General features: G+C 62.8%; 12 protein-coding genes. 8 read left to right on the plus strand and 4 right to left on the minus strand.

What is annotated here, in order from left to right:
• The first annotated feature begins 172 nt into the window (after positions 1-172).
• The gene (locus tag ASD01_RS09695; RefSeq protein WP_034788886.1) at positions 173-625 is read left to right on the plus strand and encodes a thioesterase domain-containing protein; all 453 of its coding nucleotides are present in this window, start codon (positions 173-175) and stop codon (positions 623-625) included.
• Positions 626-652: 27 nt separating this feature from the next.
• Here the strand turns inward: ASD01_RS09695 and ASD01_RS09700 are convergent, their stop codons facing one another.
• On the minus strand, positions 653-1,561 hold the full coding sequence (locus tag ASD01_RS09700) for an extensin-like domain-containing protein (protein WP_034788882.1): 909 nt from the start codon (positions 1,559-1,561) through the stop codon (positions 653-655).
• Positions 1,562-1,857: 296 nt separating this feature from the next.
• Here ASD01_RS09700 and ASD01_RS09705 point away from each other — a divergent pair, with 296 nt between their 5' ends.
• The 3 genes from ASD01_RS09705 (at position 1,858) to ASD01_RS09710 (ending at position 6,430) form a co-directional block, all read left to right on the plus strand.
• Positions 1,858-3,960, plus strand: coding sequence for a TonB-dependent hemoglobin/transferrin/lactoferrin family receptor (locus ASD01_RS09705; RefSeq protein WP_034788880.1), 2,103 nt, complete (start codon positions 1,858-1,860; stop codon positions 3,958-3,960).
• 124 nt (positions 3,961-4,084) lie between these two features.
• Complete coding sequence (trpLE, locus tag ASD01_RS36165; RefSeq protein ID WP_178385070.1) at positions 4,085-4,129, plus strand: trpE operon leader peptide TrpLE; 45 nt, start codon at positions 4,085-4,087, stop codon at positions 4,127-4,129.
• A 111-nt stretch (positions 4,130-4,240) separates the two neighbouring features.
• Positions 4,241-6,430 (plus strand): anthranilate synthase, encoded by a 2,190-nt coding sequence (locus tag ASD01_RS09710; RefSeq protein ID WP_034788877.1) that lies wholly within the window; start codon positions 4,241-4,243, stop codon positions 6,428-6,430.
• An 88-nt stretch (positions 6,431-6,518) separates the two neighbouring features.
• On the opposite strand, the gene ASD01_RS09715 is transcribed toward ASD01_RS09710, so the two are convergent.
• Complete coding sequence (locus ASD01_RS09715; protein ID WP_034788874.1) at positions 6,519-7,445, minus strand: LysR substrate-binding domain-containing protein; 927 nt, start codon at positions 7,443-7,445, stop codon at positions 6,519-6,521.
• Between the two features lie 179 nt (positions 7,446-7,624).
• On the opposite strand from ASD01_RS09715, the gene ASD01_RS09720 reads away from it, so the two are divergent.
• The 3 genes from ASD01_RS09720 (at position 7,625) to queF (ending at position 10,852) form a co-directional block, all read left to right on the plus strand.
• On the plus strand, positions 7,625-9,199 hold the full coding sequence (locus ASD01_RS09720) for an MFS transporter (protein ID WP_051659140.1): 1,575 nt from the start codon (positions 7,625-7,627) through the stop codon (positions 9,197-9,199).
• Positions 9,200-9,322: 123 nt separating this feature from the next.
• Positions 9,323-10,243, plus strand: coding sequence for a cation diffusion facilitator family transporter (locus ASD01_RS09725; RefSeq protein WP_371273174.1), 921 nt, complete (start codon positions 9,323-9,325; stop codon positions 10,241-10,243).
• Between the two features lie 144 nt (positions 10,244-10,387).
• Complete coding sequence (gene queF / locus ASD01_RS09730; protein ID WP_034788869.1) at positions 10,388-10,852, plus strand: preQ(1) synthase; 465 nt, start codon at positions 10,388-10,390, stop codon at positions 10,850-10,852.
• A gap of 16 nt (positions 10,853-10,868) precedes the next feature.
• Here the strand turns inward: queF and ASD01_RS09735 are convergent, their stop codons facing one another.
• A complete protein-coding gene (locus ASD01_RS09735; RefSeq protein ID WP_034788866.1) occupies positions 10,869-11,390 on the minus strand; it encodes a chloramphenicol phosphotransferase CPT family protein in 522 nt (173 codons plus the stop codon).
• A gap of 12 nt (positions 11,391-11,402) precedes the next feature.
• Entirely contained in the window at positions 11,403-11,981 is a 579-nt protein-coding gene (locus ASD01_RS09740; RefSeq protein WP_034788864.1) for a HupE/UreJ family protein, read from the minus strand.
• Positions 11,982-12,220: 239 nt separating this feature from the next.
• Between ASD01_RS09740 and ASD01_RS09745 the strand changes: the two genes are divergently transcribed.
• Positions 12,221-12,805 carry an ATP-dependent Clp protease proteolytic subunit gene (locus ASD01_RS09745; protein WP_034788862.1) on the plus strand — a complete coding sequence of 195 codons (585 nt, stop codon included), beginning with the start codon at positions 12,221-12,223 and terminating at the stop codon, positions 12,803-12,805.
• Positions 12,806-13,175 lie beyond the last annotated feature (370 nt).

Below are 13,175 nucleotides of genomic sequence, written 5' to 3' on the forward strand. Positions count from 1 at the left end.
TTTTCCTCGCGCCGTATTTGGGAGCCGGGGCGGGCTCCTGCAAGGCGCGCAGCCCGGTATCTTTTGGGCTACGAGGGGCCTGCGGGAGACGACAGGACGCAGGCGCCTTGCTCTGGTCAGGACATGTGGTCTCGTGCACTGATCCGCGCAGGAACGCATCAGGGATGCCACGATGACGCCAGAGGAACTCCAGTCCTATCTTCATAACCACATCCCGCTGTCAGCGGCGATGCAGGTCCGCGCGGATGCGGTGAGCGACGATCATGTGCTGCTCTCGGCGCCGCTTGCACCCAACATCAACCACCGTGACACGGTGTTCGGCGGCAGCGCCTCGGCGCTCGCGATCCTGTCGGCCTGGTCGCTGCTGCATGTGCGCATGCGCAAAAGCGGCGTTGCGGCGCGCCTGGTGATCCAGAGCAACCGGATGGATTATCTGAAGCCGGTCGCCGGCGCTTTCGCCGCACGCTCGTCGCTGGCGGATGCCGGGCAATGGCCGGGCTTTCTGCGATTGCTCGAACGTCGGGGCAGGGCGCGCGCCGTGGTCGTTGCCGACCTCCTCGACGGCGACACCTTGGCCGGTCGCTTCGAGGGCGAGTTTGTCGCCCTTGGCTACGACAACGCCTGACGAGCGCCAGCGCAAGGAGGCTCATTCCTAGCGGCAGTAGCGGTAGTCGTTGCGGCGCTCGATGACGTCGAGATGCAGGTGGGTTTCGTGGGCGGCGTCGCTGCCGGGGTCGAGCACAGTCTTGAAGTAGAGGCAGGCGGACGCAGTGACCGCGCGCTGGAAGGCACCGTCCATGGTGCCATCCTCGTCGCGCGGCTGGATGGCGATCGTCGCGCCGTTGCTTAACGTGAAGGACGCGATGTCGACGGCGTTGCCGTGGGCGTGCTCGGAGATTTTGCCCGTCGTCGCATTGTTGCGCAGGCGGCAGATATAGGTCGATGCCTGGTTCAGCGCCTTGATCTTGATGGTCTTGTCGAAGGCGACTTCGGCGGCCGGCTGGGCGGTCTCCTTGGTCCAGCGTGCAAGCGCCAGCGCCGTTTCGCACCGCATAAGCCCCTTAGGCGCGAGTGTGACGGCGGGCAGGATGCTCGTGACCTCCAGTGGCTTGTCGATGCCGCAGCCCTTGCCGTCGTCGATGCGTTTGGCTTCGACAAACGTCGCTCCGATCGCCTTCAGGTCGGCGACACACTTTGCGTAGTCGGCGGCGTCCTCTGCTTCGACCGGCGGATAGACGATCGGTGCCGGCTTTTCCTCTTTCTTGTCGTCGACGGGCTGGTCCTTTTCGCCTGTGGCCGGCTTTTGATCCTTCGCCGCTCCTTCACTCCCGTCCTTGGGCTTTGGCTGCGGCACGGGCTGTTCGTCGCCAGTCGGCACCTCTGGCTGATCGGCCTTGCCACCGTCCGTAGGCGTCGCCGGTTTCTCTTCGGGTGTGGGAGCAGCCTCTTTCTCTCCCGCCTCGCTCGGCGGCTTTTTTAGCGGGATCGGTCCGGATTTCGGCAGGCTGGCGCCGGTGAGGATCAGGAGTGACAGCAGGATCAAGGGAAAAGAGCGACGCATCCGGGTCCTTTCGCATTGCCCCCGCAGCGGGGCCTGGAAGGGAGGGAACGCACGGAACCGGATCTGGTTTCATCCGGCCTTCGGCAAAAGCGTTGCAGTTTAGCAACGCCTCGAATTGGCACGACCCCATAAATTGTGGGGACTGCCTTTGTATGTTGACAAGAACACTCATGTTTTTTATGCGGCTTAAATGAGGCGACGACATGTCGCGCCGCTCTAGAATCTACCGCCCAGCCAGCCCCTTGAGTTTGCCGCTCAACAGCAAGCCCGGCCTCCGAAAATCAAAGGATTGGTCCATGCTCACCCGGCATCGTCGCCTGGCTCTTTTGGCTTGCACGACAACTCTTGCAATTTCAGTCGCTACCGTCGCATTCGCGCAAAGCGCAACAACCCAGGCTAAGTCGGAAGAGAAGGCCGAGGAGACAAAGAAGGGCGAAACTTACCTCTCGCCGATCGTTGCCAAGGGCGGGCGCACCGCTGACCCCTATGCCAAGCCCGGCCCCGTCAGCGTCGTCACGACGGACCAGATCGATCTGCAATCGGGGCAAGAGACTGACGACCTGTTGCGCAGCGTTCCCGGCACCTCGACCGCGAACAACCCGCAAAACCCGGGCGTCGCGGTCAACATCCGCGGTTTCGAGGGTTCCGGCCGCGTCAACATGATGATCGACGGCGTGCGCCAGAACTTCCGCTTCACCGGCCACGAAGCCCAGGGTTTTGCCTATTTCGATCCGGCATTCCTTTCCGAAATCGATGTGACCCGCGGCGCCGTGACCGGGGTTGGCGGCGGTGCACTGGCCGGTTCGGTCAACTTCCGGACCTATGATGTCGAAGACCTGATCCAGGACGGCAAGAACTACGGTGGCATTGCTTCGGCTACGTACGGCACAAACGGTGCCGGCTGGTCGGAATCACTGATCGGCGCTTACCGTTTCAATGACGTCTTCTCCGTGCTCGGCGGCATCAGCAAGGCTGATCCCGGCAACTATGACAACGGCAACGGGGTCGAGGTACCCTTCACCGAGGAAGACCTTCTGTCGGGCCTGTTGAAGTTCGAAGTGACGCCGGACAAGGATCACACCTTCAAGCTCACCGGCCTCACCTATGACAACGACTTCTTCGCGAACTCCTACTTCCAGAACGTGAAGAACCAGACGGTTTCTGCAAGCTATTCCTACACGCCGGACAACGAACTCATCGATTTCCGTGCGAACGCCTACTGGAACCGGCTAAAGATGAAGTACGACACCGACATTCGCGGTGGCGGCACGGCGGCCGGTCGGCGCATCACCGACACGGGTAAGGGCTTTGACATCTCGAACACCTCTCTGTTCGACCTTGGCGACGTTGCCGTCAAGGCGAACTACGGCGTCGAGTATTTCCGCGACGACTACGATGTCATCAACAGCACGGCCCGGCCGGGGGCCGGCGTCAACGGCAGCGGCACCAATGCCACCACCGGCGTCTTCAGCAATACGACCTTCACCTATGGCATGCTGGATCTGACGGCAGGCCTGAGATGGGATCACTTCAGCCTCGATGGCTCCGGCGCTGTCGTTGCCGGCAACCCGATCGGTCTGCCGGCCGGCCCTTACACCGTCGATAAGTCCGAAGGTCGCCTCAACCCGAGCATCACGGTCGCGCTCAACCCGACGGAGTGGTTCCAGCCATACGTTACATACGCGGAAACCTCGCGTTCGCCGACGGTCAACGAGACCTTCGCCGGCGGCACACATCCGGGACCGTCGGGCCAGTCGTTCTTCCCCAATCCATTTCTTGAGCCGGAGACCTCCAAGGGCTGGGAAATCGGTGCGAACTTCGCCTTCGACGGGCTGCTCGATCCCAGCGACAGCCTGCGGGTCAAGGCCAACTACTTCCATAACCGCGTCGACAACTACATCACCGCAGCGATGCTCAACGGCGGTCGTCAGATCTTCTTCGTCAACAATCCCGGGATCTCGACGGTCCAGGGTTTCGAGTTGCAGGCGGCGTATGACGCCGGATACGTCTTCGGCGACCTTGCCTACACCTACACCGAGAGCGATCTGCCGTCGCAGATCAATGGTTTCGGCGTGCAGAGCTACCTGCCTGAAAACATTGTCAGCGCAACGCTTGGCGCCCGGTTCCTCGAAGACCAGCGCCTGACGGTCGGTACGCGCCTCTACGCCGTTTCGAACGCGTTTGTCGGCGAAATCAATCGTACGCCGCCGAACGTTCCGGGCTACGGTCTCGTCGATCTCTTCGCCAACTACAAGTTCGAAAACGGCTTTGAAGTCACGGCTCAGGTCACGAACCTGTTCGACAAGACCTATACGCCGTCTTCGAGCACCATTGCCGGAAGCACGATCGATACCGGCCGCGGCCGCACCTTCCTGGTGACGGCGAAGGCGAAGTTCTGATAGGATCAGATCAATTCCAGTCGGGGCGGCTCTTTGGGGCCGCCTCTTTTTTTGGCGCAACCGTGACGATGCGCGCCGCTTTCCCGCTTGCGCAAGTCCGCAACCCGAGCTAACACTTTCGCCCATGGAAAACGCACGCAACATTTCGATCTGGTGGTGGGCTCGCTGAAGCGGCCTTGACCAGTCATGCGTGATTGAGAGATGAAGCCGCCCGGAGATTTCGAGGCGGCTTTTTTGTATCCAGGCCGCTCAAGGACCGGGCTTTTACGGAGCGAGGCGAATGGCAACGGTAATTCTCGAGGACGGCTCGGAGAGCTACACCACCAAGGGCGGCATTACGGTGACGCGCCGGCGGCGGGAAGCGTCCTATGGCCAGGCGATCGCGAGCTATGTGGACAAGCTCGACGAACGCCGCGGTGCAGTGTTCTCCTCCAACTACGAATATCCCGGCCGCTACACTCGTTGGGACACGGCTGTCGTCGACCCGCCGCTCGGCATCTCCTCCTTCGGCCGCTCGCTCTGGATTGAAGCCTATAACGGCCGCGGCGAAGTGCTGCTTGCGATCATCGCCGAGCATCTGAAGACCGTCGCCGACATCACGCTCGGCGCTTCGACCAGCCGTCGCCTCGACCTGACGATCAACGCGCCGGATCGCGTCTTCACGGAAGAAGAGCGCTCGAAGATGCCGACGGTGTTCAGCGTGCTGCGCGCCGTCACCAATCTTTTCCATTCGGCCGAGGATGCGAGCCTCGGGCTCTACGGTGCCTTCGGCTACGATCTCGCCTTCCAGTTCGATGCGATCGACCTGAAGCTGAAGCGTCCCGACGACCAGCGCGACATGGTGCTGTTCCTGCCGGATGAAATCCTCGTCGTCGACCACTATGCCGCCAAGGCCTGGATCGACCGCTACGATTTCGCTAAGGACGGCAAGACCACCGAGGGCAAGGCGGAAGAGATCGCCAGCGAACCCTTCAAGACCGTCGACAGCATTCCGCCGCATGGCGACCATCACCCGGGCGAATATGCCGAACTCGTCGTCAAGGCGAAGGAGAGCTTCCGCCGCGGCGACCTTTTCGAAGTGGTGCCCGGCCAGAAATTCTTCGAGCGTTGCGAGAGCAAGCCGTCGGAGATTTCCAACCGGCTGAAGGCGATCAATCCGTCGCCCTATTCCTTCTTCATCAATCTCGGCAACCAAGAATATCTCGTCGGGGCATCGCCGGAAATGTTCGTGCGTGTTTCCGGCCGCCGCATCGAGACCTGCCCGATCTCGGGCACGATCAAGCGCGGCGACGATCCGATCGCCGACAGCGAGCAGATCCTGAAGCTGTTGAACTCCAAGAAGGACGAATCCGAACTCACCATGTGCTCGGACGTCGACCGCAACGACAAGAGCCGGGTCTGCGTGCCGGGCTCGGTCAAGGTCATCGGCCGCCGCCAGATCGAGATGTATTCGCGCCTGATCCATACGGTCGACCATATTGAGGGACGCTTGCGCGACGACATGGACGCCTTCGACGGCTTCCTCAGCCACGCCTGGGCGGTGACCGTCACCGGTGCGCCGAAGCTCTGGGCCATGCGCTTCATCGAAAGCCATGAGAAGAGCCCGCGCGCATGGTATGGTGGCGCGATCGGCATGGTCGGCTTCAATGGCGACATGAACACGGGCCTGACGCTGCGCACGATTCGCATCAAGGACGGTATCGCCGAGGTGAGGGCAGGGGCGACGCTGCTCTACGATTCAAATCCGGAAGAAGAAGAAGCCGAAACCGAACTGAAGGCCGCCGCCATGATCGCTGCCATTCGCGATGCGAGATCCGCCAATGCCGGCAAGGCCGGTCGCGACGTTGCCGCTGTTGGCGCCGGCGTCAACATCCTCTTGGTCGATCACGAGGACAGCTTCGTCCATACGCTTGCGAACTATTTCCGCCAGACGGGGGCGACCGTCACGACGGTGCGCTCGCCGGTGGCCGAAGAGATCTTCGATCGGGTGAAGCCGGATCTCGTCGTGCTTTCGCCCGGACCTGGCAATCCCAAGGATTTCGACTGCAAGGCGACGATCAAGAAGGCGCGGGCGCGCGACCTGCCGATCTTCGGTGTCTGCCTCGGGCTGCAGGCGCTTGCCGAAGCCTACGGCGGGGATCTCCGCCAACTGGCGATCCCGATGCACGGCAAGCCGTCGCGCATCCGCGTGCTGGAGCCCGGAATCGTCTTCTCCGGCCTCGGCAAGGAAGTGACCGTCGGTCGTTACCATTCGATCTTTGCCGATCCGGCGAGCCTGCCCGCGGAGTTCATGATCACCGCCGAAAGCGAAGATGGCACAATTATGGGCATCGAGCACACGAAGGAGCCGGTGGCGGCGGTGCAGTTCCATCCGGAATCGATCATGACGCTCGGCGGCGACGCCGGCATGCGGATGATCGAGAACGTCGTGGCGCACCTCGCCAAGCGCGCCAAGATCAAGGCCGCCTGATTAGCCCGGCAATCCCCTATTCCGGGATGGAGCAGATGTTGACGAAGACAAGGTGCCGCTTCCACCGTGGAGGCGGCCCTTTCTGTTCCTACTGTGCCGCCTGAATGGCCGGCACATTCTCGCAGCGATCGGCAAACAGTCGCTCGCTCAGAAAATCGACGAAGACGCGGACCTTGGGGGAGAGGTGACGGTTTGACGGCCACAGCAGGTGGAACTGTCCGGGCGCGTCGAGATGGGCGTCGAGCACTGTGTGCAGTCTGCCGTCGCGAAGATGGTGGCGGGCGAGAAAGTCCGGCAGGCAGCCGATGCCGAGGCCGCTAAGCACGGCGCCGCCGAGCGCTTCCATGTTGTTGCAGTTGAGCACGGTCTTGAGGCGCGGCTCCTTTCCCTCAGGCGGCAGCGTGATCGGCCATTCCTGCAGCTTGCGGCTGTTGGGAAAGCGGAAACGAACCGCATGGTGTCCTTCGAGGTCGCGGGGGCATTCGGGCCTGCCATGCTCTCGAAGGTATGACGGAGCAGCGCAGAGCAGAAGCTGGAACGGCCTGAGCGCGCGCGTCATCAGTCGTGAATCCGGCAGCACGCCGCTGCGGATTGCGACATCCACTTCCTCGTCGATCAGGTCGACGATGCGGTCGTTGAAGTCGAGGTCGAGTTCGATTTCGGGATAACGCCGTACGAACTCCGGCAGCACCGGCAACAGCAGGTGGTAGCTGACGATCGGCACGCTGACGCGCAGCCGACCGCGCGGCGTCGCCACGGCGTCCGCCAATGACGCCTCGGCGTCGTCGAGATCATCGAGGATGCGGCGGCAGCGCTCGTGAAAGAGGCGTCCCTCCTCGGTCAAGCGGATACTACGGGTCGAGCGCTGCAGCAGGCGGACGCCGAGTTCTCGTTCGAGAGTGGTAACAGCCTTTCCGACCGCGGAAGCGGACAGGCCGAGCACGCGACCGGCGGCGACGAAACTGCCGAGGTCGGCGGTGCGGACGAAGGCGGTCAAGCCGCTCAAGCGATCCATGCTACCTCCATTCGAGCGTTTTGTTCCGGTATGATCGGAGCATTGATGCCGTTCTCATCGAATTATGTCGAAACTATCCTGCATTCGTCAATCGATACCCGGCAAGTGTCGACCTCAAGACGCAAGGTCCTACCGGGCCTGCGCGGGTATCCCCTTTGCTCGAACGGATGGAACGGGGAATGAGAACCGAAATTCGAGAACCGCGCGGGCGCCGGCTCGTCCTTCTTGCGGTCTGTTGCGCCGCCGCGGCAATGCCGCTCACCTTCACCGGACCGGCGGTGGCGCTGCCGTCGATCAGTCGCAGCCTCGGCGCCGATCCAGTTGCCCTCAACTGGGTCACCAACGCCTTCATGCTGACCTTCGGCAGTTCGCTGATGGCGGCCGGTGCGCTTGCCGACAGTTTCGGTCGCAAACGCGTGTTCCTGGGTGGTCTTGCGGCCTTCCTGCTGTTTTCGGCCGGGCTCGCCTTCGCTCGGGATATCCTATGGTTCGATGCCCTGAGAGCGCTTCAGGGTATTGGGGCAGCCGCCGCCTTTTCCGGCGGCATGGCTTCGCTCGCACAGGAGTTCGACGAGAACGAGCGGCTCCGGGCCTTCAGCCTGGTCGGCGCCAGCTTCGGTGTCGGCCTTGCCTTTGGGCCGATCGCCTCCGGCCTGATGGTCGAGGCCTTCGGCTGGCCGGCGATCTTCGTCCTGGTCGTGGCGCTCGCCGGCCTGTCTCTGGCACTCGGTGCGGTCTTCCTGCGGGAAACACGCGATCCGGACGCTGCTGGCCTCGACTGGAAGGGAGCGGCAAGTTTCACGGCGGCGCTCACCGCACTCACCTTCGGCATTCTGCAGGGTCCGGAAAACGGCTGGAGCCATCCGCTCGTGCTCGCGATGCTCGCGGCATCGGTGTTCTTCTTCCTGGCCTTCTGGCGGATCGAGCGTTCGGTCGCGCGGCCGATGCTGGATCTGACGCTGTTTCGATATCCGCGTTTTGTCGGCGTGCAATTGCTGGCGGCAGCCCCCGCCTACGGCTTCGTGGTGCTGCTCATCCTGCTTCCGGTCCGCTTCATCGGTATCGAAGGCATGAGCGCCGTCGCGGGCGGGCAGATGATGATCGCCATGTCCGCGCCGCTTCTGATCCTGCCGATCGCGGCGGGCCTTCTGACGCGCTGGTTCACGCCGGCGGTTATCTGCGGTGTGGGCTTGCTGATATCGGCGGCCGGGCTCCTCTGGCTCAGTCTGTTTCCGGCGGGGTCAGGGCCGGCCACGCTGCTTGCACCACTGATGATGATCGGTCTCGGCATCAGCTTGCCTTGGGGGCTGATGGACGGGCTTGCGGTCAGTGTCGTGCCGAAGGAGCGCGCCGGGATGGCGACGGGCATCTTCAGCACCACGCGCGTGGCCGGGGAGGGCATTGCGCTGGCGATCGTGACCGCCATCCTCTCTGCGCTTACGGCCTGGAACCTCGGATCGGAAGCCGGCGCCACTGCGGCTCCCATGGCGCAGCGCATCGTCACCGGCAATCTGCCCGCGGCGATGCAGCTTGCCCCTGAGACATCGCACGCCGCGCTGCTGCAGGCCTATGGCGACGCGTTCAGCGTCCTGCTTCTGGTTTTGACCGGCATCACTGTCGCAACTGCGGCCGTGGTATTCTTCTTCATCGGCAGGGGCGATAAGGCCGCCGGTGATGCGGAGATCGAAGCCGGTGCTCTGCCTTTCGAGGCGATTGCCTGCGGAGAAACCGGAACCGGCCGATCCAATCTTTGACAAGCGCCGCTTAATCCAGCATATGCTTGTCCATCGACCGCCTGCGCGAAAATTCGCGCGGGCGGTTTTGCGTTTGAATGGGCTTGCGTTTGCAACTCGTTTGCATCTGCACGAGGAATGACAATGACGACTGGAACCGAAAACCGCACCGTGCTCCGCCTTGCTTTCTGGGGCATACCGCTCTCGCTCGCTGTGCTCGGCCTGAAGCTGCTTGCCTGGTGGCTGACAGGCTCGATCGCGCTTCTCTCCGACGGGCTGGAGTCGACCGTCAACGTGATCGCGGCGGTCATCGCCTATCTGATGATCGGCTATGCTTCCAAGCCGGCCGACGCCGGGCACCCCTTCGGTCACCACAAGGCGGAGTATTTCTCGGCCGTTATCGAAGGCGTTCTGATCGTCGTTGCGGCACTGCTCATCGTCTGGGAGGCGGTGCCGGCAATGATGGCGCCAGTGTTGATGGAAGCACCGGCTCTGGGCCTGGCGATCAACTTCGTCGCCGGCGTCATCAACGCCATCTGGGCCTATGTGCTGATCACCGCCGGCCGCAAGCACCGCTCGCCGGCACTCAGCGCCGACGGCCACCACATCCTGTCGGACGTCGTCACCTCGATCGGCGTTCTCGTCGGCCTCGTGCTTGCGATCGCCACCGGCTACGCGATCCTTGATCCGCTGCTGGCCGTCATTGTCGCCTGCAACATTCTTTACCAGGGCTGGATGGTGATCTCGCGCTCGATCGACGGGCTGATGGACCGGGCCGTCTCGGGTGAGGAAGAAGACGCGATCAAACAGGCGATCGCCGCCAACGCCGCGGGTTCGCTCGGCGTGCACGATCTGAAGACCCGTCAGGCCGGTCCGGCGATCTTCGTCGATTTCCACATGGTCGTGCCGGAATTGATGCCGGTCGGCGAGGCGCATGACATCTGCGACCGGATCGAGGATGCGATCCGGGACGTGCATCCCGGTGCCAAGATCGCGATCCATGTGGAGCCCGAAGGTGAGAAGGCGCACGGTGTGCGCGTCAAGACGACGGTCGGGCGCCACTGATTCAAGGTCGACGGCACTTCAACCGTGACGAGGTTTCCTTCTTGAGGCAGTTCTGATTTAAGGGCCGCAAACGGAGCGGGCCGACGAGGGCAGAGGCCAGTCGACCGCACCCACGCGCGGATGTTCTCATGGAGCAACAGGCATATGAGCAAGACTGACGTATCCGGCCTTTCGCAACTGGGCGCAAAGGTCGACCTGCCGCAGAGCCCGGAAGACGCGGTGCTGGAGCGGGTCCCGAGCGGCAACAAGGGCAAGGACTATCTGGTGCGTTTCACCGCGCCGGAATTCACCTCGCTCTGCCCGATGACCGGCCAGCCGGATTTCGCCCATATCGTGATCGACTATGTGCCGGACGAATGGCTGGTCGAATCGAAGTCGCTGAAGCTGTTCCTGCATTCCTTCCGTAACCACGGCGCATTCCACGAAGATTGCACCATCGAGATCGCCCAACGGCTGGTGTCGTTGCTTCAGCCACGCTGGCTTCGCATCGGCGCCTATTGGTATCCGCGCGGCGGCATCCCGATCGACGTCTTCTGGCAGACCGGCAAGCCGCCCGAGGGCCTGTGGCTGCCCGACCAGGGCGTGCCGACCTATCGAGGCCGCGGCTAAAGCGGGAGATCCCCCGCTACGGCCTGAGTGACTGGCGTTTGAGCCAGGCGTCAACGATGCGCGCGGCAACCTGATCGGTCGGGTCGCGCGTGTCCACTTCTAGGTCGTAGGCGCAGTAATCGTGCGTCTTCAGGTGAAAGCGGGCTTCGCCGATCGTGCGGTCGCCGCGCTCGCGCTCGCGACGCTCCAGGTCTTCGATGGGCGCGTGCACTCCGACCCAGAAGATGTCCAGATGCGCGGTTTGCCTTCTGATATCGTCGGCCCAGCTCTTCTCCTCGACGATGTGCTCGACGATCAGGTCGTTGCCGGCCTCGGCGAAGGCTGCGATCGAGCGATGAAATCCGTCGAAGAACCTCGCGCGTTCGCCGCGCATTCCAGGATGCATGCCGCGCCTAAGGACCCGAAATCCGGCGTCGGCAAGCTGGTCGGAGGCATAGTAACAAAAGGGCTCCGGGAGGATTTCCCGGAGCGCCTTTGCCAGCGTTGACTTTCCGGCACTCGACGTGCCGTTCAGAAAGATAATTCGTCCGTGCTGCATGCCCGTTTGATTTCAGCTGAAGATCAAGGCAGCGCCGGCTAGAGCCGTGAGACCGCCGAGGACGCGGGCAAGCAGGCCGCCGCCGGAGAGGCGCTGAAGGGCGATGCCGAGGCCGATGCCGGCCACGTGCAGCGCGGCGGTGGCGAGGATGAAGCCGACCGAGAAGGCAAGCGCCCCGGCGCTACCGAGTTCGCCGCCATGGGCATGGCCGTGGAAGAGGGCGAAGACGCCGACGATCGCAGCGGATGCTGCCGTGTCGAGCCGCACCGCCATGGCAACAAGCAGGCCGAGTGCCACCACCGAGGCGAGGATCGCCGGCTCGACGAAGGGCAGGCCGACACCGGCAACCGCCAGCGCGAAGCCCGCTGCCATCATCGCGACGAAGGCCGCCGGCACGACGACGAGCGCCCGGCCGCCGATCTGCGCCGCCCAGAGGCCGACGGCGACCATGACGAGGATATGGTCAAGTCCGAACAGCGGATGCGAGAAGCCGGCGGCAAACGAGCCGTGCTCTGCCGGATTGAGATGGGCGAAGGCGGGTGCGGCGGAGGCGATCAGCGCGGCAGTGGCGATCAGGATGCGTCTGTTCATGCGTGTCCCCATGGATCGGCGGGACCTGGGAGGCTGGCCCCACTCTTGAGTGTTTGACGCGACCGATCTTATTGGCCTCCGTCCCCCTGTCTATACGGCATTTGGCGGTAGGTGTTTTTACCATAAGCATAGTCGACCTTGCTGCTTTGTCGCCGCTTCGGTTTGTTGCATTGTCTTCGGGGTCGAGTCGCATTATCTGACTTTGACTGAAGACTTCATGAGACGCCGGAGAAAAACGGATGATGAACGACGACGAGGACGACAAGAAGACCGAATTGCCGCTCGGCAAGGAAACGGAGGCGAACCTTTTCAAGTCGCGTTCGATTTTCATCTACGGGTCGATCAATCAGGAACTGGCGCAGAAGGTCTGCTCGCAGCTCGTGGCGCTTGCCGCCGCCAGCGACGAAGACATCCGCATCTTCGTCAATTCGCCGGGCGGCCATGTCGAATCGGGCGACAGCATCCACGACATGATCAAGTTCGTGAAGCCGAAGGTCTGGACCATCGGCACCGGCTGGGTCGCTTCCGCCGGCGCGCTGATCTTTGTCGGCGCTCCCAAGGAGCGTCGCATTTGCCTGCCGAACACCCGCTTCTTGCTTCACCAACCGTCGGGCGGCACCCGCGGCATGGCGTCGGACATCGAGATCCAGGCACGCGAAATCATCAAGATGAACGATCGCCTGAACAAGATCTTCGCCGACGCAACCGGCCAGCCGGTCGAGAAGATCGCCAAGGACACGGACCGCGATTACTGGCTTTCTGCTGAGGAAGCGAAGTCCTACGGCCTCGTTTCGCGGATCATCTCGTCTGCTGCGGACATCTGAGTTCGCAAGCAAGTCAAGGATTTGGAGGGCATCGGCATTTCGCCGGTGCCCTTTTCTTTTTGCGGTGATCCTTGCCATCGCGTGGCTTGCTCCACTCTGGCAAGCCGTGTATAGGCTTTGAGCATGACCAAGGCTGACGCATATCGGATCGCCTCGATCCCCGCCGGACACGATACCAATCGTGCGCCGTCGCGCGCCTTCGCCTCGCTTCTTCTTCTCGGCCTTACTCGCGGTTGCCGGGTTCGCTGAGGAGCGCCCGGCGGCCGAAAAGCCACGCCGGCGGATGCTCCTCGACCCCATCAAGTGTTTTAGGATAAAGGCGCGTTCGGCGCGGCATTAGCCATCGCAATCCGATCCCCGATCGGGTATG

The sequence above is a fragment of the Ensifer sp. Root423 genome (assembly GCF_001426275.1).
Classification (GTDB): domain Bacteria; phylum Pseudomonadota; class Alphaproteobacteria; order Rhizobiales; family Rhizobiaceae; genus Ensifer; species Ensifer adhaerens.